Source organism: Actinoplanes sp. 13 (assembly GCF_056134165.1).
Genome location: NZ_JBVYOQ010000002.1, coordinates 557695 through 579695, shown reverse-complemented (window position 1 = coordinate 579695; position 22001 = coordinate 557695). Strand labels below are relative to the sequence as shown.

The window sequence follows — 22001 nt, the reverse complement described above, 5'->3', positions numbered from 1 at the left end:
GCCGCACCCGGACCGGCCTGATCCCCCCGTGTGATCAGGCCCGTCCGCTTCTATGCCGGGTGTTGAGCGACCACCGCCGGCGCCGTGGTGCCGGGCGCCGGTTCCGGGGCGGGGCCCGGCTGCCCGGCGGGGGCCGGGGCGCCGCCCTCCCGGGCGGTGGCCAGCAGTCCTAGCGGGACCAGCAGCACTGCCACCCCGGGGACGACGGAGAGCCCGTCGGCCGGGTAACTCGACCCGTCGACCAGGAAGAGCATCGACGGCACCGCCATCAGCAGCGAGAACGAGGCGAAGATCAACGGGACGGTCGCCACAGCGCCGGCCACCGTCAGCCCGGTCCAGACCAGGGCGGTGCGCCCGCGCCGTCGTGGCCGGTGCCGGCGCAGCACCGCGGCGACGAGCACCGCGAGCGGCAGGCCCAGAAATGTCGCCAGGCCCGCGACCGTGTCGCTGCGCCCGTTGCCGAGGTAGGGCCCGGTCACCGCGAGCACCACGAGCGGCACCCCGATCAGGGCGCCCGCCGCCACCGGGTGCAGCCGCCGCCCGGTCGCCACAGCGGTCACCGTCCCGAGCAGCACGCCGAGGACGGCCAGCAGCGCGGTGGTCAGCGGCAGGCCGAGCGGCATGTACGCGTGGTTCTCCGGCGGGGTGCTCTGGAAGTAGAGCAACGGCCCGCAGGCGCTCGCGGCCACCGCCGCGGTCACGGTCCGCCGGCGGACGACAACCCGTGTGCCGACCGGCAGCGCCCGCCCGGCCAGGACCCAGCCGGCCACGATGACGACGGCCGCGACGAGCAGCGCGACCCGCAGACCCGGCCCGCCGGACGTCTGCCCGCCCAGCAGCACCGCCTCGGCGGCCAGCAGCCCGGCGCCGAGGACCAGTGCGCCCCGGACCGCGGACCGGCGGTTGGCGGTGGCCACCACCAGGCCGAGCGCGGCGAGCAGGATCGCCGACCAGCGCAGCTCCGCGGCCCACAGGTAGATCTCGCCGTCCCCGCCGGGCATCGGCGCGTTCGCCGACCAGACCGGCAGGTCCGGCGTCAGCACGGTCACCGTGTAGGCCCAGGCGACCGCTCCCCCGGCGACCGCGAGCACCCCGGCCAGCACGGCGGCGAGCGGGAGCGTGGGAGGTTCGCCGCCCGCCTCCGGGGCCACGGCCGGCCGCGGTTTACGCTCGGCGCCCGCGGCGCGCAGGCCGTAGACGACGGCGAGCCACCCGTACGCGGTGTAGAGGCAGACCGAGCCGCCGACCATGGCGAACGAGAGGATCCCGTCCGGCATGACGATGGCGTCGCTGTCCATCAGCAGCGACCACGACGCGGCTTCGAGCCCGCCGGCGAGACCGGTCGGCCAGGTCAGCACCATCGGCAGCGTGGACACGGTGACCGCGATGGCCGCGACCAGCGGCACGCCGGCGATGGCCAGCGCGCCTGCTCGCCGCCGGGACCTCCCGGCGGCCCGGACCGCGGCACGGCCCAGCACCGCCGTCCCGATCGCCCAGACCAGCACGGCGATCAGCAGGGCGACATCCGGTTCGAAGGCGCCCTGCGACAGCACGGCCGGCAGCAGCGCGACCGGGGCCAGCACCGCCGGGGTGGCGACGCCGAACCGGCCGTCCCGCGACATCGGCATCCGCCGGCCGAGCCACCAGCCCAGCGGCACGCAGCAGAGCGCCACGACCAGGCCGTTGACCAGCGAGCGGCCCCAGCCGAAGGCGATCGGCTCGAAGAGGAACGAACTGACGAGCCGTTCGGCCAGACCCCAGACCAGCGTGCCGAGCAGCGCCACCGCCATCAGCGCGGCGCCCGCGCCGGCGCCGGATTCCGGGCGCGCGCCGCCCCAGCCCTGCGGCACACCGGCGGCGTCCCGCACGGGCGGGGAAGTGAGCAGGCTGAACGCGTACCCGAGGCGGCGCGGGGCGGTGCCCGGCCGGCTCTCCAGGTCGGCCAGCTCGGCGTGCCACTCGCGGGACATCTCGTCGCGGACGTCCGCCGGCCAGCGCCGGGCCGCCGCACGCAACGCCCATCGAGTGATTCGGGTCAGCGCGATCATGCCGACACCGTAGCCGACCCCACTATCTTTTCTCTACATAGCCCCGAGCGCGACCCGATCCCGAACCCAGTGTGTGAAGTTCGGGTGCGAATCGGACCGCAACTTCACACGCTGAAAGCGCGCGCCAAGTGTGTGAAGTTGGGGTGCGGATCGGACCGCAACTTCACACGCTGAAAGCGCGCGCCAAGTGTGTGAAGTTGGGGTGCGGATCGAACCGCAACTTCACACGCTGGTGAGGTGGTCGGCTACGAACTGCAGGGCGGTGGTGTCGAAGAACGAGCGGCCGCCGTCGTGGCCGTCCCACTCGAACACCTCGATCTGCTTGGGGCCGGCGAGCGCGTTGTACGCCCCGAACACCCCGGACGGCGGGCACACGTCGTCCATCAGCGCCACCGACACGATGGCCGGCGCGGTGACCCGCTTCGCGAAGTGCACCACGTCCACGAAGTCGAGGGTCTCCAGCGTCGGGGTCGCGAGGTGCGGGTTCGCCCGCAGGAAGCGCACCACCTCGGCGAACGGATAGCTGTCGGTGATCGTCACGGCCCGGCGGATGTCGCAGAGGAACGGCACGCCCGACACCACCGCCGACACCCGGTCCGGCACCAGCCCGGCCGCCGCGATCGCCAGCCCGCCACCCTGGCTCTTGCCGGTGACCACCAGGCGGGACGCGTCGACGCCCGGCAGCTCCGCGGCGACCTCGACGGCCCGGGCCGCGTCGGTGAACAGCCGCCGGTAGTAGAACGTCTCCGGCGTCTGCACACCCCGGGTCAGAAAACCGGGGGTGGACGGGCCGGCGCCCGACTCGTCCACGTCCGGGGTGTCCCCGCCCCGCCAGTTGCCGCCCTGGCCACGGGTGTCCATCACCAGGTGGGCGTACCCGGCACTGGACCACAGCAGCCAGTCGATCGGCAGGCCGCGCCCGCCGCCGTACCCGATGAACTCGACGACGACCGGGAGCGGTCCGGTGGCGCCGGCCGGCCGGTTCAGCCAGGCCCTGACCGGCTGACCTGCGTACCCGATGAACGTGACGTCGTGGGTGGTGACACCGCGCAGCGGGGTGTCGACGGGAGTGAGCGTCGGCGGGAGGGCGGCTCCGCGCGCGGTGGCGAGGGTGTCGGACCAGAAGTCGTCGAACCGCTTCGGCTCGGGAGCGGAGGAACGGTACGAGCGGAGTTCCGCGAGCGGGAGGTCGAAGTGCGCCATGAGGGATCACGTTAGTTAGCGTGTGGTCCGTGTCCAACAGCCCTCCCAAGGCCCAGCACGTGCTCGAGGCGGTGCTGGAGCGGCTGACGTACGTCAACGAGGAAACCGGTTACACGGTCGCCCGGGTCGCCACCGGCCGTGGCTCCGATCTGCTCACCGTGGTCGGGGCGCTGCTCGGCGCGCAGCCCGGGGAGAGCCTGCGGCTGTCCGGCTGGTGGTCGTCACATCCGCAGTACGGGCGGCAGTTCGAGGTCCTGTCGTACACCACAGTGCTGCCGGCGACCATTCAGGGCATCCGCCGCTATCTCGGGTCCGGCCTGGTCAAGGGCATCGGCCCGGTCTTCGCCGAGCGGATCGTCGACCACTTCGGACTGGACACGCTGCAGATCATCGAGGAATCGCCGGAGCGGCTGATCGAGGTCGCCGGGCTGGGCCCGAAACGCACCAAGAAGATCACCGCGGCGTGGGCCGAGCAGAAGGCGATCAAGGAGGTGATGGTCTTCCTCCAGGGTGTCGGGGTGTCCACCTCGATCGCGGTCCGGATCTTCAAGAAGTACGGCGACGCCAGCATCAGCGTGGTGAAGAACAGCCCGTACAAGCTGGCCGCCGACGTCTGGGGCATCGGGTTCAAGACCGCCGACACGATCGCGCAGGCGGTCGGCATCCCGCACGACAGCCCCGAACGGGTGAAGGCCGGCCTGCAGTACACGCTGTCGCAGGCCACCGACAACGGCCACTGCTTCCTGCCGGTCGACGAACTGACCGCGGAAGCCGCCAAGATCCTCGATGTGCCCGGCGGCCTGATCCCGGCCTGCCTGGACGAGCTGGTCACCGAGGAGGGCGTGGTCCGCGAGCAGGACGCGGTCTATCTGGTCCCGTTCCACCGCGCCGAGCAGTCCCTGGCGTCCACGCTGGTCCGGCAGCTGCGGGACCGGGCCGACCGGATGCCGCACTTCCACGACGTCGACTGGACGCGAGCCCTGACCTGGCTGCACAAGCGCACCGGCTCCACGCTGGCGAAGGAGCAGGAGCAGGCGGTACGGCTGGCGCTCACCGAGAAGGTCGCGGTGCTGACCGGCGGACCCGGCTGCGGCAAGAGCTTCACCGTACGATCAATCGTCGAACTCGCCGCCGCCAAACAGGCGAAGATCCAGCTCGTCGCGCCCACCGGCCGCGCCGCGAAGCGGCTCGCCGAGCTGACCGGCCACCCGGCCGCCACCGTGCACCGCCTGCTCAAGCTGCAGCCCGGCGGCGAGGCCAGCTATGACCGGGACAACCCCCTGGACGCCGACCTGATCGTCGTCGACGAGGCTTCGATGCTCGACCTGATCCTGGCGAACAAGCTGGTGAAGGCCATCCCGGCGGGCGCGCACCTGCTGCTCGTCGGCGACGTCGACCAGCTGCCGTCGGTGGGCGCCGGCGAGGTGCTGCGCGATCTGCTCGCCGCCGGCGTGATCCCCCGCGTGCGCCTCACCCAGATCTTCCGGCAGGCCGCCGAGAGCGGTGTGGTCACCAACGCGCACCGGGTCAATCAGGGCCGGCCGCCACTGCTCGACGGCATGCGTGACTTCTTCCTCTTCCCGAGCGACGACACCGAGGCCACCGCCGCGCTCACCGTGGACGTCGCGTGCAACCGCATCCCCCGCCGGTTCGGCCTCGACCCGCGCCGCGACGTGCAGATCCTCACCCCGATGCACCGCGGGCCGGCCGGCGCGGGCGCCCTCAACACGCTGCTCCAGCAGCAACTCACCCCGGCCCGGGAGGGCCTGCCGGAGCGGCGGCTCGGCGGGCGGGTGTTCCGGGTGGGCGACAAGGTCACCCAGATCCGGAACAACTACGACAAGGGCGCGGCGGGCGTCTTCAACGGCACGGTCGGCGTGATCACCGGGCTTTCGCCCGAGGAGCAGTCCTTGACGGTACGCACGGACGAGGACGAATCGATCGACTACGACTTCGACGAGCTGGACGAGCTGGCACACGCGTACGCGATCACCATCCACCGGTCGCAGGGTTCCGAGTACCCGGCGGTGGTGATCCCGCTGACCACCAGCGCATGGATGATGCTGCAGCGCAATCTGCTCTACACCGCGATCACCCGGGCCAAGAAGCTCGTGGTGCTGGTCGGGTCGCGCCGGGCCCTGGCCGCCGCCGTCCGCACCGTCGGCGCGGGCCGCCGCCACACCGCCCTTACCGCCCGCCTCACCCCCTGACCACCCGCGTGTGAAGTTGAGGCTCGGATCGAACCGCAACTCCACACGCAGGTGGGGTGCACGCGGGTGGGCGGGACGAAGCGTGTGAACTTGAGGCTCCGATCGAACCGCAACTCCACACGCAGGTGGGGTGCACGCGGGTGGACGGGACGAAGCGTGTGAAGTTGAGGCCCGGATCGAGCCCGAAGTTCACACGCTGAAGTGTGAGACGGGAGTCGCAGATCCTGGTGGGGGTGTTCCCGCGTAGTGCGTGCCAGATGTCGGCAACCGACGGAAGGAACGTCAACATGCGCAAGAGCAGGATGGTGACACTCGTGGCGGCGGGTGCGGTGACCATCGGCGGATTGGCCGTCGCACCCCTGACCTTCGCCGCGACGGCACCTCGCAACGGATGCCCCGATGTGGAGGTGCTCGGGGCGCGCGGCACGACCGAGCGGCCCGGCCTGGGCGTGCTGCTCACCCCGCTCGCCCAGCGGATCACCCGGGACGTGCCGCAGACGGTACGCACCACCGCGGTGGACTACCCGGCCTCCTTCAACTACACCTCGAGCGTGCGGCAGGGCGTGGCGGACCTGACCGCGAAGGTCCAGCGCACCGCCGCGGCGTGCCCCGGGACCAAGTTCGTGCTGACCGGGTACTCCCAGGGCGCGGACGTGGTCGGCGATGCGGTGACCGGGCCGCTCGCCGGTGACCTGGACCAGGTCGCCGCGGTGCTGTTGTTCGGCGATCCGAGCTTCACCGCCGGTGAGCCGTTCAACGCCGGCGACGGCAACCGGTCCGGGATCTTCCCGCGCCGGCGTGGCACGCTGAGCGCCGTCGCTGACCGGACCCAGTCGTACTGCAACCGCAACGACCGGTTCTGCCAGGGCGGCGCGAGCCTCGCGGCGCACCTGGACTACTCGAAGTTCATCGGTGACGCGACCGCGTTCACCGCGGAGCGCGTCGGATAGCACAATCCGCGCCGCGGCGGGCGGCCGTTCGCCGAATTCGGGACGAATGGCCGCCTTTGCCCAAACTTCCGTTCTGCTGTTTCCGGCACTCCGCACCCCGTTCGCGGAAATCACTATGGTGAGCAACGGAAACGATGCCGAATTCTCTTTTCCGAACCATTCTCGGATCGGCTGGGAATTCATCGGACAGACGGAGGTATTTCTCATGTTGCGCACTCTCACCACCGCGGCGGCAATGCTTTCGACGCTGGGCGTGGCGGCGCCGGTCAACGCGGGGCCGCCGCCGGTGCCCGACGAGATGATGATCATCGACGTGGTCAAGGCGAACGGCTCGGGCTGCCCGGGCGACAGCGCGGCGATCACGGTGTCCGAGGACAACAAGGCCTTCACGGTCACCTACTCCGAGTACACCGCGCAGGTCGGGCCGGAGTCCGGGCCGCTGGACTTCCGGAAGAACTGTCAGCTCGCCCTGGACATCAAGGTGCCGTCCGGATTCACTTTCGCGATCGCCACCGCCGACTACCGGGGATTCGCCAGCCTGCGCAGTGGCGCCTGGGCCGAGCAGAACGCGAACTACTACTTCCAGGGCTATTCGCAGACGACGCGCACCAAGCACAGTTTCAAGGGCCCGATGGAGGACGGCTGGCAGCGTACCGACCAGGTCGGAATCGCTTCGCTCAACTACCTCAGGTGCGGTGACCGGCGCTTCCTGAACATCAACACCGAATTGCGGGTGAACCGCGGCTCGTCGGACGCCAAGAAGCACACCAGCTTCATCTCCATGGACTCCACCGACGCTTCCATCAACACCCTTTACCGGGTGGTCTGGAAGAAGTGCTGACCTAGCTCACCGATCTACGAAGGCCGCCCACGGGTCTTCCGGCGGACGCTGCGCCCCACCCCCGGCGGGCGCGGCGCCGCCGGTCGGCCGAGTGTGGTCCGCCTGCGCGGGCTGAGCGGGCCGGACCGAGCGGGCGGCCAGATACGCGGCCAGCGCCGTGGTGATCGGCACCGCGGCGACCAGGCCGATCGTGCCGACCGCGCTGCGCACCAGCTCCTGGGCGATCAGCTGCGAGGTGAGCAGCTCGCCGACCGGGGTGTTGCCGGCCGCGAAGAGCAGCATCAACGGCAGCGACGCGCCCGCGTACGCCAGCACGATCGTGTTGATCACCGAGGCGATGTGTGCCCGGCCGATCCGGGTCGCGGCGCCGTAGAGCCGCCGGAAGCCGTACGCCGGGTTGGCCACGGCCAGCTCGGTCACCGTGGCGGACTGGGTGACCGTCACGTCGTCGAGCACGCCGAGCGATCCGATCACGATGCCGGCCAGCAGCAGGCCGCGCATGTTGACCTCGCCCTGGGTGATGGTCAGGAAGTTCGAGGTCTCGTCGGCCACCCCGGTCAGATGCACCACGCTCGTCGCCACCGCCGCCAGCACCGCCGTGATCGCCAGGCTGGCCAGGGTGCCGGCCACCGCGATCGTGGTGGTGAGCGAGAAGCCGTGGGTCAGGTAGAGCACGATCAGCATGATCGCGGCGGCCCCCACCACCGCCACCGCGACCGGGGAGCGGCCGTCCAGGATGGCCGGGACGATGAACCAGAGCAGGATGCCGAAGGTGACGGCCAGCCCGGCGAGCGCGGTGAGCCCGCGCCACCGGCCGAACGCGATCACCGCGAGCGCGAATGCCGCGCCGAGCAGCCAGAGCTGGCTGTCCCGCTGGTGGTCGATCACCGAGTAACCGACGCTGCCGTCCTCCTCGTTCAGCGCGAGCAGGACCACGTCGTCGCCGGCGCTCACCTCGGGGGCGCCCGGACCGGACGGCAGGTCGGTGGTGATCTCGGCGCCGTCGTCCAGTTTCACCGTCACGGTCCCGCAGCCGGTCAGCGGCGTCTCACCCTCCGGCACCGCCGGGCACTCCACCGGCGCTACCGAGGTGATCTGGCCGAAGACGCGTACCGGCCCGTCCGGGCCGCCGGCCTGCGGGGTGTCCCGCGGCCAGAGCAACGCCATCCCGACGATCGTGATCAGCACCGCCGGGATCAGCAGGAACAGCGTGAGCCGCCGGGCGCCGGGCAGGACCGGGTGCTCCTCGCCGGGGGCATGGTGACGGTGGTCGTGGCCGGCCGGGTTCATCTCGCTCCTCGTCGCAGGTCGGCGGTACGTGCCTGGGGCGAACCGTACCTTCGACGAGAAGACGGGGTGACGACGACTAGGGTCGGGCGGCGCGGGCGCGGTCTGCGGCGGAGCGGCCGAACACCAGCCAGAAATCGGTGACCGCCAGACTGAGCACGGGACGGCGTCCGGCCAGGTGACCGAGCGGTCCGCCCGGCTCCGGGCGCCAGGCCGCATCGGCCGTACGCAAACCGGCGCGGCCTCGCACCGGTGTGCGCCGGACGGCCTCGCCGAGAGCTTGGGCGACAGTCATGCGCACCGGGAAACGGCCCGGCAGCTGTCCTTTCAGCCGGACGAGGGCCGAGCTGATCGTCGCCCCGGAGGGCGCCGGCAGCGTGGCCGTCGCGTCCACCAGCGGCTCGGTCCCGGTGTCGATCCGCAAGTCGGCCATCTCCTTGGGGATGCCCCAGAGCCGCCGGCCGCCCTCGCGCGAGGCGACGCTGTCCACCCAGATGTCGGTGATGCTCACCCGGGGCCGGCCCCGCTCATGCATCAGCACCGCGCTGAGCAGCTCCTGGTAATGCAGGACGCCGCCGGGCTCGTAACGAACCCAGGCGGCGCCGACCACGACCCGCCCGCCGATCGTGACCGGGCGCAGGCTCGCGTGCAGAACCGGGGGCAGCTGCGGGAGCCGCCCCCGGGGAATCAGGAAGACCGACAGGAACATCTGACCGCGCAGGTGCCAGGGCTCGGGCGGGTACATGCCCTCCACATTGGCACCTGTCGACGTGTCGCACCAGACACCGCGACCTCAGTAGCGGAAGCGGGACACCACCGACTGCAGCTGGGCGGCCGTCGCGGTCACGTCGTCGGCGGCGTGCCGGGTGTCGCCGACCGTGTCGGTGGTCCGGCGGGCCGCCTCGGAGACCGAGCCGATGGTGGCGGCGATGTCGCCGGCGCCGCTGGCCGCCTCGGTGAGCGTGCGGTTCATCTCCTGCGTGGTGGCGGTCTGCTCCTCCACCGCGGAGGCGATGGTGAGCTGGATGCCGTTGATCCGCTCGATGATCTCGGAGATCTCGCCGATCGCGCTGACCGCGCCGCTGGTGTCGGCCTGGATGGCCTGCACCCGCTGGGAGATGTCCTCGGTCGCCTTGGCGGTCTCCTGGGCCAGGTCCTTGACCTCGCCGGCCACCACCGCGAAGCCCTTGCCCAGCTCACCGGCGCGGGCCGCCTCGATGGTCGCGTTCAGCGCGAGCAGGTTGGTCTGCTCGGCGATGCTGGTGATCACCTTGACCACGGTGGCGATCTCCGCCGAGGAGTCGCCGAGCCGGGCCACGATCGCGTTGGTGGCCGAGGCGACCTGCACCGCCTGTGCCGCCACCTCGGTGGCCTCCGAGGTGGAGACGCTGATGTCGCGGATCGCCGAGCCCATCTCCTGCGAGCCGGCCGAGACGATCTGCAGGTTGTTGGAGACCACGTCGGCCGCGGCGGCGACCGTGCCGGCCTGCGCGGAGGCCTGGTTGGCGGCGCTGTCGACGGCGACCGAGACCGAGCTGAGCTGCCCGGCGGCGGTCTGCAGGGTGCTCACGCTGCCGGCCAGCTGCACGACGTCCTCACGAAGGCGGGCGATGCCGCGGTCCAGCGCGCCGGCCATCCGGCCGATCTCGTCCTGGCCGGTGACCCCGGAGGTGCGGGTGAGGTCACCGTCGGCGAGGCGCTCGGCGAGGTCGGAGACGCTGCGGACGGTCTGCCCGACGCGGGACGCGACCCGGAAGCCGATCAGCAGGCTGAGCAGCACACCAGCGGCGAGCACCAGACCGATCGTCCAGGTCGCGGTGGTGCCGGCCTCCTCGGCGTCGGTGATGCTCTGCTCCGCGAGCTGCACCGCGTGCTTCTGCAGGGCGGCCTGGTCGGCGGCGAGTGCGGCGCGCAGCTTCTGGTACTTCTTGAGGGACTCGCCCGAGTCGGCGTTCGCGCTCGGCGGCGCCGTGATGAACTCGAGGTACGCCGCCCAGTCCTTCTCGGCCTTGGCGACCGTGGCGTCCCCGGGCAGGTTCTTCTCGAGGATGGCGAACGCCTCGGTGAGGGCCTTCTGGTTGCCCGCCATCCCCTCCTTGATCATGGCGTCGAGGCTGGGGTAGAGCTGCATCGCCGAGACGTTGCCGCTGAACGCCTCGACGTTGGTGCTGAACGACCCGACCGCCGTCGTGATCGCCAGGGACTGGCGCTGCGCCGTGGCGGCGTCGGTGTTCAGGTCGTGCACCGTCTTGACGGCCACGCCGCCGACCAGCAGGCCGCTGACCGTCGCGGTCAGCGCGGCCGCGCTGATCTTCGTCCGCAGGGAGCGGTTGTCGAACAATCCGCCGATACCCATGTCCATGTCCTCCTCAGCCGATTGCCCGTTACAGCGGGCAAGTTCGGCTCCACCGGTGTGCGGTTGAGGAGCTGTCGGTAGCGGTTGAGGAGCGGTGCGTCAGGCCCCGGTCACCTGGGCCAGGGCGCGGAAGATCAGGGCGGTGGAGGTGGCCCCCGGATCCCGGTGGCCGACGCTGCGCTCGCCGAGATAGGAGGCGCGGCCCTTGCGCGCCTGCATGCCGGTCGTCGCCTCGGCACCCTCCTCCGCCGCCCGGGCCGCCGCCGCGGCCGCCGTGGCCAGGTCGCCGCCGCCTGCCACCGCCTCCTCGAAGGCGTCCAGGGCCGGCCGGTACGCGTCCACGATGGTCTTGTCCCCCGGCTGCGCCCCGCCCAGCTTGCGCACCGCCTCCAGCCCGGCGTCGAGACCGGCCACCAGGGCGGCGAGATCGACCTCCGGCCCGGGCGGGAGCGCCTTGCCGAGGGCGCGCAGGGCGCTGCCGTAGAGCGGGCCGGACGCGCCGCCCACCTTCGAGATCAGGGTCGCGCCGGCCTTGACGAAGACCGCGCCGACGGCCTCCGGCGGCGTCCCGTCCAGGGCGGTGACCACGGCGGCGAACCCCCGGTTCAGGTTCACCCCATGGTCGCCGTCGCCGATCGCCGAGTCCAGCCGGGTGAGCCGGTCGGACTCGGCGGCGACGGCGCCGGCGGTGGCACGCAGCCAGGCGAGGGCGGTGGCGACGTCCACTTCTCACGCACCCCAGCGCAGGCCGGGGGTACGCACCGGGGCGTCCCAGAGGCGGAGCATCTCGTCGGTGGCCCGGGTCAGCGTCAGCGACAGGCCCGCCATGTCGAGGCTGGTCACGTAGTTGCCGACCAGCTGGCGGGCGATCCGGATGCCACGGTCGGCCAGCACCGTGGCGACCTCCCCGAAGACCAGGTAGAGCTCGAGCAGCGGGGTGCCGCCGAGCCCGTTCACCAGCACGATCACCTGGTCGCCCCGGTCCACCGGCTTGGCCTCCAGGATCGCGTCGAGCGCTTCCCGCACCAGGTCCCTGGCGGGGCGGAGCTTCTCGCGGCGGCGGCCCGGCTCGCCGTGGATGCCGACGCCGACCTCGATCTCGTCGTCCGGCAGGTCGAACCCGGGACGGCCGGCCGCGGGAGTGGTGCCGGCCGTCAACGCGTACGCGAAAGAGGCGGACGCGGCATTGACCTCGCGGCCGACGGCCGCCACCTCCGCCAGCTTGCCGCCCTCCTCGGCGCGGGCGCCGGCGATCTTCTCCACCAGCAGGGTGGCGCCGGTGCCGCGCCGCCCGGCCGTCCACGTCGAGTCCTGCACCGCGACGTCGTCGTCGACCAGCACCGTCTCCACCGTGATGCCCTCGTCGGCGGCGAGTTCCGCGGCCATCTGGAAGTTCATCACGTCGCCGGTGTAGTTCTTCACCACGTGCACCACGCCGGCCCCGCCGTCGACCGCCTTGGTGGCGGCGAGGATCTGGTCCGGCACCGGGGAGGTGAAGACCTCGCCGGGGCAGGCGGCGTCGAGCATGCCGGGCCCCACGAAACCGCCGTGCAGCGGCTCGTGCCCGGAGCCGCCGCCGGAGACCAGCGCGACCTTGCCGGGCCGCGGCGCGCCGGCCCGGACCACATAGTTGTCGGTGGTGTCGACGCGCAGGTCGCCGGGGTGGGCGGCGGCCAGCCCGGCGAGTGCCTCGGCGACCACGTCGGCGGGGTCGTTGATGAACTTCTTCACGGCCGGCTCCTTCCTCGAGGGCTCGACCCTCAGCATGGTCGCGCTGGGCGATTCGGCCAAGACCTTGAGTAACATCCACGGACATGGCGCTCGTCGGGATCGTGCTCGTGTCACACAGCGACAAGCTGGCCCAAGGCCTGCGGGACCTGCTGCGGCAGGTCGCACAGGAGGGGGTACGCGTAGAGCTCGCGGCCGGGACCTCCGACGGTGACCTCGGCACCAGCTCGGACCTGATCGAGGCGGCCGTCGCCCGGGCCGGCACCGGGGCCGGCGTGGTCGTGCTGGCGGACCTGGGTAGCGCGGTGCTGACCGCCCGGACCGTGCTGGAGGATCTCCCCCCCGGTCCGGTGCTGGTGGACGCGCCGTTCGTCGAGGGCGCGGTGGCCGCGGCGGTGCTCGCCTCGACCGGCGCCGATCTGGCCACCGTCGCCGAGGCCGCCCGGGAGGCGCGCGATGTCCCGAAGCTCTGAGATGTCGGTCGTCCTGCCGGCCGCCCTGCACGCCCGCCCGGCCGGCGCCGTGGTGCGGGCGGTCGCCGTCTTCACCGCCGAGGTCGAGGTGCGGCACGGCGAGCGGTCGGCGAGCGCGCGCAGCGCCCTGCGGTTGATGTCGCTGGGCGCCCCGGCCGGGACCGCGGTCCTCGTGCACGGCGTGGGCGACGATGCCGAGGCCGCGGTGGCGGCGGTGGCGTCAGCCCTGGCGTCCGCGACGTGAGCCACCGAAACTTTCGGTCCCGCCGATGGCCATGGGCACGCTCCCATCCTCATCATTACCGGCAAGAACGGACATGTTGACCTAGGTGAATGCGCGGTGGGATCACTAAAGTTTCGGCCGTCGATGTCCCCGGCATCGACAGTCGTTCCCGCCTACCCGAAGGCAGATCCCCATGTCCCGTCCCCGCACCACCGTCGTCGCGCTAGCTGCCGGGCTCTTAGCGGCAGCCGGCACGTTCGTCGTCCTCTCCCCCGCCGCGAACGCCGCCACCACGCTCGGCTCGGCGGCAGCCGCACAGGGCCGTTACTTCGGCACGGCGGTGGCCGCCTACAAACTGTCCGACTCCGTCTACTCCGGAATCCTGGACCGGGAGTTCACCTCGGTCACCCCGGAGAACGAGATGAAGTGGGACGCCACCGAGCCGACCCAGGGCACCTTCACCTTCAGCAGCGCCGACACGATCGTCAACCGGGCCATCGCGAACGGGCAGGCCGTCCGCGGGCACGCGCTGGCCTGGCACTCGCAGCAGCCGGGCTGGGCGCAGAACATGAGCGGCACCGCGCTGCGCACCGCCATGCTCAACCACGTCACCCGGGTCGCCACCCACTACCGCGGGAAGATCGACTCGTGGGACGTGGTGAACGAGGCGTTCGCCGACGGCGGCAGCGGCGCCCGGCGCGACTCCAACCTCCAGCGCACCGGCAACGACTGGATCGAGGCGGCGTTCCGCGCCGCGCGGGCGGCCGATCCGGACGCCAAGCTCTGCTACAACGACTACAACACCGACGGGCAGAACGCGAAGAGCAACGCGGTGTACGCCATGGTCCAGGACTTCAAGGCGCGGGGCGTGCCGATCGACTGCGTGGGCTTCCAGTCACACTTCAACGCGCAGTCGCCACTGCCCTCGGACTACCAGGCCAACCTGCAGCGGTTCGCGAACCTGGGCGTCGACGTGCAGATCACCGAGCTGGACATCGAGGGCTCCGGCACCACGCAGGCGAACACCTACGCCGCGGCCGTGCGCGCGTGCCTCGCGGTGACCCGCTGCAACGGCATCACCGTGTGGGGCATCCGGGACACCGACTCGTGGCGGGCCAGCGGCACCCCGCTGCTCTTCGACGGCAGCGGCAACCCGAAGCCGGCGTACCAGGCAGTGATCAACGCCCTCGGCGGCAGCGTCGACCCGACCAGCTCACCGACCATCTCGCCGTCGAGTTCGCCCTCCAACCCGAACCCGGGCACCGGCGGCTGCGCGGCGACCGTGTCGGTGAACGCCTGGAACGGCGGCTTCGTGGCCACCGTGAAGGTCACCGCCGGGCCGGCCCGGATCACCGGCTGGTCGGTCGGCGTCACCCTGCCGTCCGGCTCGTCGGTCGCCAACACCTGGAACGCGAGCGCCTCCGGCAGCGGCGGCGCGGTCTCCTTCACGAACGTCGGCTACAACGGCGGCGTGAACGCGGGCGCCAGCACCGAGTTCGGCTTCCAGGGCACAGGCGGCGCGCCCACCGGCACCCCCACCTGCACCACCCGCTGACCCTGGCAAGCCCGAGCGTGTGAAGTTCGGGTGCGTACCGCACCCGAACTTCACACACAGCACTGTGCGCGCGAGGTCAGCGTGTGAAGTTCGGGTGCGTATCGCGCCTGAACTTCACACGCGGGGTTTGCGCGGGGTCAGCGTTCCAGGATGGCGACGACGCCCTGGCCGCCGGCGGCGCAGATGGAGATCAGGCCGCGGCCGGAACCCTTGCGCGCGAGCAGCTTGGCCAGGGTGGCGACGATCCGCCCGCCGGTCGCGGCGAACGGGTGACCGGCCGCCAGCGACGACCCGTTGACGTTCAGCTTCGCGCGGTCGATCGAGCCGAGCGGGGCGTCCAGGCCCAGCTTCTCCTTGCAGAACTCCGGCGACTCCCACGCCGCCAGAGTGGCCAGCACCTGCGATGCGAACGCCTCGTGGATCTCGTAGTGGTCGAAGTCCTGCAACGTCAGCCCGTTACGCGCCAGCATCCGCGGCACCGCGTAGGCCGGCGCCATCAGCAGACCCTCGTCGCCGTGCACATAATCCACCGCGGCGACCTCGGAGTCCGCGAAATAGGCCAGCACCGGCAGCGAGTGCGCGGCCGCCCACTCCTCCGACGCCAGCAGCACGGTCGACGCGCCGTCGGTGAGCGGCGTCGAGTTGCCCGCCGTCATCGTCGCGTCCTGGCTGCCGTACACCGGCTTCAGCGAGGCGAGCTTCTCCGGAGTGGAGTCGGGACGCAGATTCTGATCACGGGTCAGCCCCAGATAGGGCGTCAGAAGATCATCGAAGAACCCGCTGTCGTACGCCGAGGCGAGCCGCTGATGCGACGTCAGCGCCAGTTCGTCCTGCGCGGCCCGGTCGACGTTCCAGCGCCGGGCGGTGATCGCCGCGTGCTCGCCCATCGACAGCCCGGTCCGCGGCTCCGCGTTGCGCGGCAGCTCCGGCTTCAGCGCCTGCTGCGGGCGGAGCTTCGCCACCGCCTTCAGCCGGTCCCCGAGCGACCGGGCCCTGTTCAGCTCGAGCAGCGCCCGCCGCATGTCCTCGTTGAGCTGCAGCGGCGCGTCCGAAGTGGTGTCCACACCGCCCGCGACGCCGGAGTCGATCTGCCCCAGGGCGATCTTGTTGGCCACCAGGATCGCGGCCTCCAGGCCGGTCCCGCAGGCCTGCTGGATGTCGTACGCCGGGGTGCGCGGGTCCAGCCGCGAGCCGAGCACCACCTCACGCGTCAGGTTGAAGTCCCGGGAGTGCTTGAGCACGGCGCCCGCGACCACCTCGCCCAACTGCTCGCCGGCCAGGCCGAACCGGGCGATCAGGCCGTCCAGCGCGGCGGTCAGCATGTCCTGGTTCGACGCGCGGGCGTACCTGCTGTTGGAACGGGCGAACGGGATCCGGTTCCCGCCCAGGACGGCGACGCGGCGCACGGTGGGCACGACTATCCTCCACATCGACGGCAAGCAAGCTACTCACCGGTAGGCTACTCGCATGGCTGACAGGTACGCGAACTTTGCCAACTCCGGCGTCGGCCGGACCGTGGTCAAGCGACTCGGGCTGCCTGATCCGCCCCGGCTGCGGCGCCACCGGCCCGGCGACCCCCTCACCGACGGGCCCGTCCTGCTCGGCGCGGCCCCCGGCGGACGCCTCGCCGAACCGGTTCGCAAACTCCTCGAGAGCGCCGGCACCGAGGTGGTCGAGGACGGCGCCGACGGGGTACGACACGCGGCGCTGATCTTCGACGCGACCGGGATCGGGGAGTCCACCGGACTCCGCAGTCTCTTCGAGTTCTTCCACCCGTACGCCCGAAGTCTGAAGTCCTCCGGCCGCGTCATCGTGCTCGGCACCCCACCGGAAGCCACCGCCGGGCCCGGCGAGGCGACCGCGCAGCGGAGCCTGGAAGGTCTCACCCGCAGCATCGGCAAGGAGTTCGGCCGCGGCGTCACCGCCCAACTGGTCCACGTCGCCCCCGGCGGTGAGGCGGCCGTCGAGTCCACCCTGCGGTTCCTGCTCAGCGGACGATCCGCCTATGTCTCCGGGCAGGTGATCGGGATCGGTCCCGGTACCCCGCCCGTGCCGGCCGACTGGGAACGGCCCCTCGACGGCAGACTCGCACTGGTCACCGGCGCGGCCCGGGGCATCGGCGCGGCCATCGCCCGCACCCTGGCCCGCGACGGCGCCGACGTGATCGCCCTGGACGTGCCGGCCGCCGGCGATGCCCTCGCCGACGTGGCCAACGAGACCCGCGGGCGCGCGCTGCAACTGGACCTGACGGCCCCGGACGCGGCGGCGCGGCTCGCCGGATATCTGGCCGCCGGGCCGCATGCCGGGGTCGACATCGTCGTGCACAACGCCGGCATCACCCGGGACAAGACGATCGCGCGGATGGACGCCGCGCAGTGGGACTCGGTGCTCGCGGTCAACCTGATCGCGCCGGAACGGGTCAACGACGTGCTGCTCGCCCGCGACCTGATCCCTTCCGGCGGGCGGATCATCGGGGTGGCGTCGATCGCCGGCATCGCCGGGAACCGCGGGCAGACCAACTACGCGACCAGCAAGGCCGGGGTGATCGGCATGGTCCGGTCCCGCTCCGGTGAGCTGCTGGGCCGCGGCATCACGATCAACGCGGTGGCGCCCGGGTTCATCGAGACGGCGATGACCGCCAAGATGCCGCTCGGACTGCGCGAGGCCGGTCGGCGGCTGAACAGCATGTCGCAGGGCGGCCTGCCGATCGACGTGGCGGAGACTATCGCGTGGATGGCGTCACCCGGATCGGCGACCATCACCGGCAACGTGGTCCGGGTCTGCGGCCAGAGCCTGCTGGGGGCGTGACATGGTCGCGGTCGTCGAGGTGAGCGACGGTCCGGGGACGGGGGCGTCGTACGCGCGGGCGGCACTCGGCATGCTGCCCGGGACGCGGCGCGGCTCCACACTGCCCGACGTGGAGATCCGGCATCGGGGGGTGGCGGTGGACCGGGAGCACCTGGCGTCGTACGACCGGGTGTGCGGATTCCGCCTCAGCGACACCCTGCCGGCGACCTATCCGCACGTGCTCGCGTTCCCGCTGGCCATGCGCCTGATGACGGCGGCGGACTTCCCGCTCCCGCTGATCGGCCTGGTGCACGTGGCCAACCGGATCACAGTGTTCCGGGCGGTGTCCGCCACGGAGCGCCTGGACCTGGCGGTGCGGGCTGTCGACCTGCGGGAACACGCGCGTGGGCGGCAGTTCGACGTGGTGGCGACGGCCTCGGTGGAGGGTGTCGAGGTGTGGCGGGGCGTGTCCACCTACCTGCGCATCACGTCCTCGCGCCCGGCCGCCGACAGCCCCACAGGCCGCACCCCCACAAACGCCGGCGCGCCTGTCGGCGGGCCCTCTACAGGCAGGCCCTCTGCAGGTGGCATCCCCTCCACCGGCGGCGGCCCCTCCGCCGGCGACACTTCGGACGGTGGCTCCTCGGTCAACGGCTCGTCGGACGGTGGCTCCCGAGGCGGCCCGGCCGGCGGGCCGGGGCGGTCGGCAGGCGGTGCGGTGTGGCGGGTGCCTGCCGGGGTGGGCAGCGAATATGCCGCCGTCTCCGGTGATCGCAACCCGATCCACACGTCCCGCCTCGGCGCCCGGCTGTTCGGGTTCCCGCGCCCGATCGCCCACGGCATGTGGACCAAGGCACGCGCCCTGGCCGCGCTGGAAGGCCGGCTCCCCGACGCCTATACCGTCGACGCCACCTTCAAGGCGCCGGTGCTCCTCCCGGCCCGCGCGACCTTCACCACGACGCCCACTCCGGACGGCTGGGAGTTCGCCCTCGCCTCCCAGCGCCCCCACCTCCTCGGCACCGTCACCCCCGTCCCGGCATCCGGCCCCGCCTCCACCCTCGCCTGAGCCCGGCTGGCATTCCGGCATGATCCCGCGCTGTTTTACCTGCGTGAGAGCCGGCCGAGCAGCTGGGCCGGCGCTCACCCACGCTTCGCCGCCATGATTACGTGGACGGCCGCCGGCCGGGCACGCTGGGCCGGCGCCCATCCACGCTCCGGGCCATGATCACGTGGATGGGCGCCGGCCGTCGCACTCGGCCGACGCGGGACGGAACGCGGCGCGCACCGCCATCGCGGCGCAGGCAGGCAGGCGCGGCGTGGCGGGCGGGCGTGACGCGGGCGGGCGGCGCGGGCGTGGCGCGGGCGGGCGTGCGTGGCGCGGGCGGTGTGGCGCGGGCAGGGCGCGTGGAGCGCCGGCGGCGCGTGATGGCCGAGGTGGCGGCTGATGGGGCCTTGCCTGTGAGGTGGAGCACTCTTAAAGTTACCGGCGAGTTAACCACCGCTGCCGAAGGATTGATCCGCCGTGGAGTTCTGGCTCGACCTGAACGAGGAGCAACAAGAGCTGCGGGAGTGGGTGCACGGGTTCGCCGAGTCGGTGATCCGGCCCGCCGCCCCGGAGTGGGACGAGCGTGAGGAGACGCCGTGGCCCGTTCTGCAGGAGGCGGCGAAGATCGGGCTGTACGGCTTCGAGTTCCTGGTCAACACGTGGTCGGACACGACCGGCCTGAGTCTGCCGGTGGCCAACGAGGAGCTGTTCTGGGGTGACGGCGGGATCGGCATGGCGATTTCCGGCACGTCGCTGGCGGTCGCCGCGATCTACGGCTCGGGCACGCCGGAGCAGCTCGTCGAGTGGGTGCCGCAGTGTTTCGGCGACGCGAGCGACCCCAAGGTGGCGGCGTTCTGCAGCACCGAGCCGGAGGCCGGGTCGGATGTGGCGTCGATGCGCAGCCGGGCGGTCTATCACGAGGCTTCCGACGAGTGGGTGCTGAGTGGGCAGAAGGCCTATGCCACCAACGGCGGCATCGCCAACGTGCATGTGGTCACCGCCAGCGTGGACCCGTCGCTGGGTTCGCGCGGCCAGGCGGCCTTCGTGGTGCCGCCGGGGACGAAGGGCCTGGCCGGCACGCGGAAGCTCAAGAAGCTGGGTCTGCGCGCCTCGCACACCGCTGACGTGTTCCTCGATGACGTGCGGGTGCCGGGCAGCTGCCTGCTGGGCGGCAAGGAGGCCCTGGACAAGCGCCTGGCCCGAGCGCGTGAGGCCCAGCAGGCGCAGGAGCGGGGTGAGCGGGCGCCGGGCCGGTCGCGGTCGGGGCAGGCCGCGATGCGTACGTTCGAGTTGTCCCGTCCGGCGGTGGGTGCGCAGGCGATCGGTATCGCCCGCGGCGCGTACGAGTACGCCCTGGAGTACGCGAAGACCCGGGTGCAGTTCGGCCGCCCGATCATCGAGAACCAGGCCGTGGCGTTCGCGCTGGCGGACATGCGGATGGAGATCGACGCCGCCCGGCTGCTGGTGTGGCGGGCCGCCTGGATGGGCCGCAACGAGCGCCCGTTCGCGGCCGGTGAGGGCTCGATGTCGAAGTTGAAGGCCGGTGAGGTGGCTGTCGCGGTGACCGAGAAGGCGGTGCAGATTCTCGGCGGCGCCGGTTATCTGCGCGAGCACCCGGTGGAGCGGATGTTCCGCGACGCCAAGATCTACACGATCTTCGAGGGCACCTCGGAGATCCAGCGCCTGGTGATCGCCCGCGCCATCTCCGGGGTGCAGATCAGATAGAGGAGGGCGTCACCGTGGATCTGCCGTTCATCGCCGCGACCATGGCCAGGCGCGGGCTGCTCACCCCGGGGCATCCCGGCCGCGTCGTCCGGCAGTTCGGCGCGCTCGGCCGGTGGGGTTTCGGTCTGGCCGGCGAGGTGCGGCAGGCCGCCGCCCGCAGCCCGCGGCGGGTCGCCGTGGTCGACGACGAGCGGCGTGTCACGTACGCCGAGCTGCTCTCCCGTTCGGAGCGCCTGGCCCGGTCCTTGCCGGTGTCTCCCGGTGACCGGGTGGGTCTGCTCTGCCGCAACTCGGCCCGGATGGTGGAGGCCCTGGTCGGCGTGGCCACGCTCGGCGCCGACCCGGTGCTGATCAATACCGGTCTGTCGGCGACGCAGTTGAAGACCGTCGCGGAGGATCAGGGCCTCGCGGCGCTGATCCACGACGACGAGTTCGGGCCGCAGCTGGCGCTGGTGCAGGGCGTCGAGATGCTCACCGAGCGGCGGATCGCCGAGCTGATCAGCGCGACGCCGCCGGGTCCGGCGCAGCCGCCGGAGCGTCCCGGCCGCACCATCGTGCTCACCTCCGGCACGACCGGGATCCCCAAGGGCGCCCGCCGGCCCACGCCGGGCGGTTTCCGGCCGCTCTGCTCGGTGATCGACCGGATTCCGCTGCGGGCCGGCGACCGGATCATGATCGCCGCGCCGCTCTTCCACACCTGGGGGTTCGCCGGCCTGCAGATCGCGCTGGCGCTGCGCGCGACGATCGTGCTGCACCGGCGGTTCGATCCGGCGGCCGTGCAGGCCACTCTGACCGGACGCGACTGTGCCGCGCTCATCGCCGTACCCGTCATGCTGCAGCAGATGATGGAGCTCCCACCGCGGGCGAAGGCACCCGGCCTGCGGGTCGTCGCGGTCAGCGGCTCGGCTCTGCCGGGTGGCCTGGCCACCCGCTTCATGGACCGGTACGGCGACGTCCTCTACAACCTGTACGGCTCGACCGAGGCCTCCTGGGTCTCCATCGCCACCCCGGCCGACCTGCGTGCCGCACCGGCCACCGCCGGGCGGCCGCCGCACGGCACCCGGGTCGCGGTGCTCGACGACGAGGGCGGGCCGGTGCCGGCCGGGCGGGTGGGCCGGCTGTTCGTGGTCAACGAGATGCTGTTCGAGGGCTACACCAATGACGCCGCCACCCGCATGTCGGACGGCCTGCTCGGCGTCGGCGACCTGGGGCACCTCGACGAGCGGGGCCGGGTCTACGTGGACGGCCGGGAGGACGACATGATCGTCTCCGGCGGGGAGAACGTCTATCCGGGTGAGGTCGCCGACCTGCTCGCCGGCCTGCCGCAGGTGCGCGACGTCGCGGTGATCGGCGTTCCGGACCCGGAGTACGGCCGGCGGCTGGCCGCGTACCTGGTGGTGCGGGACGGCGAGAAACTGGACGAGGAGGCGGTGCGCGAGCACGTGCGGCGTCATCGGGCCCGGTTCTGCGTGCCGCGCGACGTGATCTTCGTGGACGAACTGCCGCGCAACGCCACCGGCAAGATTCTGACCAGGGAGTTACCGCGCGGCTGAGCCGGGTACCCGGGCGG

General features: G+C 72.1%; 18 protein-coding genes. 10 read left to right on the top strand and 8 right to left on the bottom strand.

Going from position 1 to position 22001, the window contains the following annotated elements:
- Window positions 1-50 precede the first annotated feature (50 nt).
- Together AC0NH5_RS07150 and AC0NH5_RS07145 are read right to left on the bottom strand one after the other, a co-directional pair.
- Window positions 51-2048, bottom strand: a complete 1998-nt coding sequence (locus AC0NH5_RS07150) for a hypothetical protein (protein ID WP_474401144.1) — start codon at window positions 2046-2048, stop codon at window positions 51-53.
- 222 nt (window positions 2049-2270) lie between these two features.
- Window positions 2271-3251 carry an acetylxylan esterase gene (locus AC0NH5_RS07145; RefSeq protein WP_474401142.1) on the bottom strand — a complete coding sequence of 327 codons (981 nt, stop codon included), beginning with the start codon at window positions 3249-3251 and terminating at the stop codon, window positions 2271-2273.
- A 29-nt stretch (window positions 3252-3280) separates the two neighbouring features.
- On the opposite strand from AC0NH5_RS07145, the gene recD2 reads away from it, so the two are divergent.
- The 3 genes from recD2 to AC0NH5_RS07130 all read left to right on the top strand — a co-directional run bounded on the left by recD2 (window position 3281) and on the right by AC0NH5_RS07130 (window position 7252).
- The gene (gene recD2 / locus AC0NH5_RS07140) at window positions 3281-5461 is read left to right on the top strand and encodes an SF1B family DNA helicase RecD2 (RefSeq protein ID WP_474401141.1); all 2181 of its coding nucleotides are present in this window, start codon (window positions 3281-3283) and stop codon (window positions 5459-5461) included.
- A gap of 287 nt (window positions 5462-5748) precedes the next feature.
- Entirely contained in the window at window positions 5749-6411 is a 663-nt protein-coding gene (locus AC0NH5_RS07135) for a cutinase family protein (protein WP_474401140.1), read from the top strand.
- Between the two features lie 205 nt (window positions 6412-6616).
- Window positions 6617-7252, top strand: coding sequence for a DUF4360 domain-containing protein (locus tag AC0NH5_RS07130; protein WP_474401398.1), 636 nt, complete (start codon window positions 6617-6619; stop codon window positions 7250-7252).
- A gap of 6 nt (window positions 7253-7258) precedes the next feature.
- Here AC0NH5_RS07130 and AC0NH5_RS07125 read toward each other — a convergent pair whose 3' ends face one another.
- The 5 genes from AC0NH5_RS07125 to dhaK all read right to left on the bottom strand — a co-directional run bounded on the left by AC0NH5_RS07125 (window position 7259) and on the right by dhaK (window position 12626).
- A complete protein-coding gene (locus AC0NH5_RS07125) occupies window positions 7259-8542 on the bottom strand; it encodes a YibE/F family protein (protein ID WP_474401138.1) in 1284 nt (427 codons plus the stop codon).
- A 76-nt stretch (window positions 8543-8618) separates the two neighbouring features.
- Window positions 8619-9284, bottom strand: a complete 666-nt coding sequence (locus AC0NH5_RS07120) for an acetoacetate decarboxylase family protein (RefSeq protein ID WP_474401136.1) — start codon at window positions 9282-9284, stop codon at window positions 8619-8621.
- Window positions 9285-9332: 48 nt separating this feature from the next.
- Window positions 9333-10895 (bottom strand): methyl-accepting chemotaxis protein, encoded by a 1563-nt coding sequence (locus tag AC0NH5_RS07115; RefSeq protein ID WP_474401135.1) that lies wholly within the window; start codon window positions 10893-10895, stop codon window positions 9333-9335.
- A 99-nt stretch (window positions 10896-10994) separates the two neighbouring features.
- The gene (dhaL, locus tag AC0NH5_RS07110; RefSeq protein ID WP_474401133.1) at window positions 10995-11621 is read right to left on the bottom strand and encodes a dihydroxyacetone kinase subunit DhaL; all 627 of its coding nucleotides are present in this window, start codon (window positions 11619-11621) and stop codon (window positions 10995-10997) included.
- A 3-nt stretch (window positions 11622-11624) separates the two neighbouring features.
- Window positions 11625-12626 (bottom strand): dihydroxyacetone kinase subunit DhaK, encoded by a 1002-nt coding sequence (gene dhaK / locus AC0NH5_RS07105; protein ID WP_474401131.1) that lies wholly within the window; start codon window positions 12624-12626, stop codon window positions 11625-11627.
- Between the two features lie 83 nt (window positions 12627-12709).
- On the opposite strand from dhaK, the gene dhaM reads away from it, so the two are divergent.
- From dhaM to AC0NH5_RS07090, 3 genes are all read left to right on the top strand, one after another.
- Entirely contained in the window at window positions 12710-13096 is a 387-nt protein-coding gene (gene dhaM, locus AC0NH5_RS07100; RefSeq protein WP_474401129.1) for a dihydroxyacetone kinase phosphoryl donor subunit DhaM, read from the top strand.
- Entirely contained in the window at window positions 13080-13340 is a 261-nt protein-coding gene (locus AC0NH5_RS07095) for an HPr family phosphocarrier protein (protein ID WP_474401127.1), read from the top strand. Before dhaM ends, AC0NH5_RS07095 begins: the two co-directional genes overlap by 17 nt.
- A 172-nt stretch (window positions 13341-13512) precedes the next feature.
- On the top strand, window positions 13513-14874 hold the full coding sequence (locus tag AC0NH5_RS07090; RefSeq protein WP_474401125.1) for a glycoside hydrolase family 10 protein: 1362 nt from the start codon (window positions 13513-13515) through the stop codon (window positions 14872-14874).
- A gap of 137 nt (window positions 14875-15011) precedes the next feature.
- Here the strand turns inward: AC0NH5_RS07090 and AC0NH5_RS07085 are convergent, their stop codons facing one another.
- Window positions 15012-16289 (bottom strand): acetyl-CoA C-acetyltransferase, encoded by a 1278-nt coding sequence (locus tag AC0NH5_RS07085; protein ID WP_474401123.1) that lies wholly within the window; start codon window positions 16287-16289, stop codon window positions 15012-15014.
- Between the two features lie 52 nt (window positions 16290-16341).
- Here AC0NH5_RS07085 and AC0NH5_RS07080 point away from each other — a divergent pair, with 52 nt between their 5' ends.
- From AC0NH5_RS07080 to AC0NH5_RS07065, 4 genes are all read left to right on the top strand, one after another.
- The gene (locus tag AC0NH5_RS07080; protein ID WP_474401121.1) at window positions 16342-17682 is read left to right on the top strand and encodes a 3-oxoacyl-ACP reductase; all 1341 of its coding nucleotides are present in this window, start codon (window positions 16342-16344) and stop codon (window positions 17680-17682) included.
- 1 nt (window position 17683) lies between these two features.
- A complete protein-coding gene (locus AC0NH5_RS07075; protein ID WP_474401120.1) occupies window positions 17684-18727 on the top strand; it encodes a MaoC family dehydratase in 1044 nt (347 codons plus the stop codon).
- A 456-nt stretch (window positions 18728-19183) separates the two neighbouring features.
- Window positions 19184-20431, top strand: a complete 1248-nt coding sequence (locus tag AC0NH5_RS07070) for an acyl-CoA dehydrogenase family protein (RefSeq protein WP_474401119.1) — start codon at window positions 19184-19186, stop codon at window positions 20429-20431.
- 14 nt (window positions 20432-20445) lie between these two features.
- Complete coding sequence (locus AC0NH5_RS07065; protein WP_474401117.1) at window positions 20446-21984, top strand: AMP-binding protein; 1539 nt, start codon at window positions 20446-20448, stop codon at window positions 21982-21984.
- Window positions 21985-22001 lie beyond the last annotated feature (17 nt).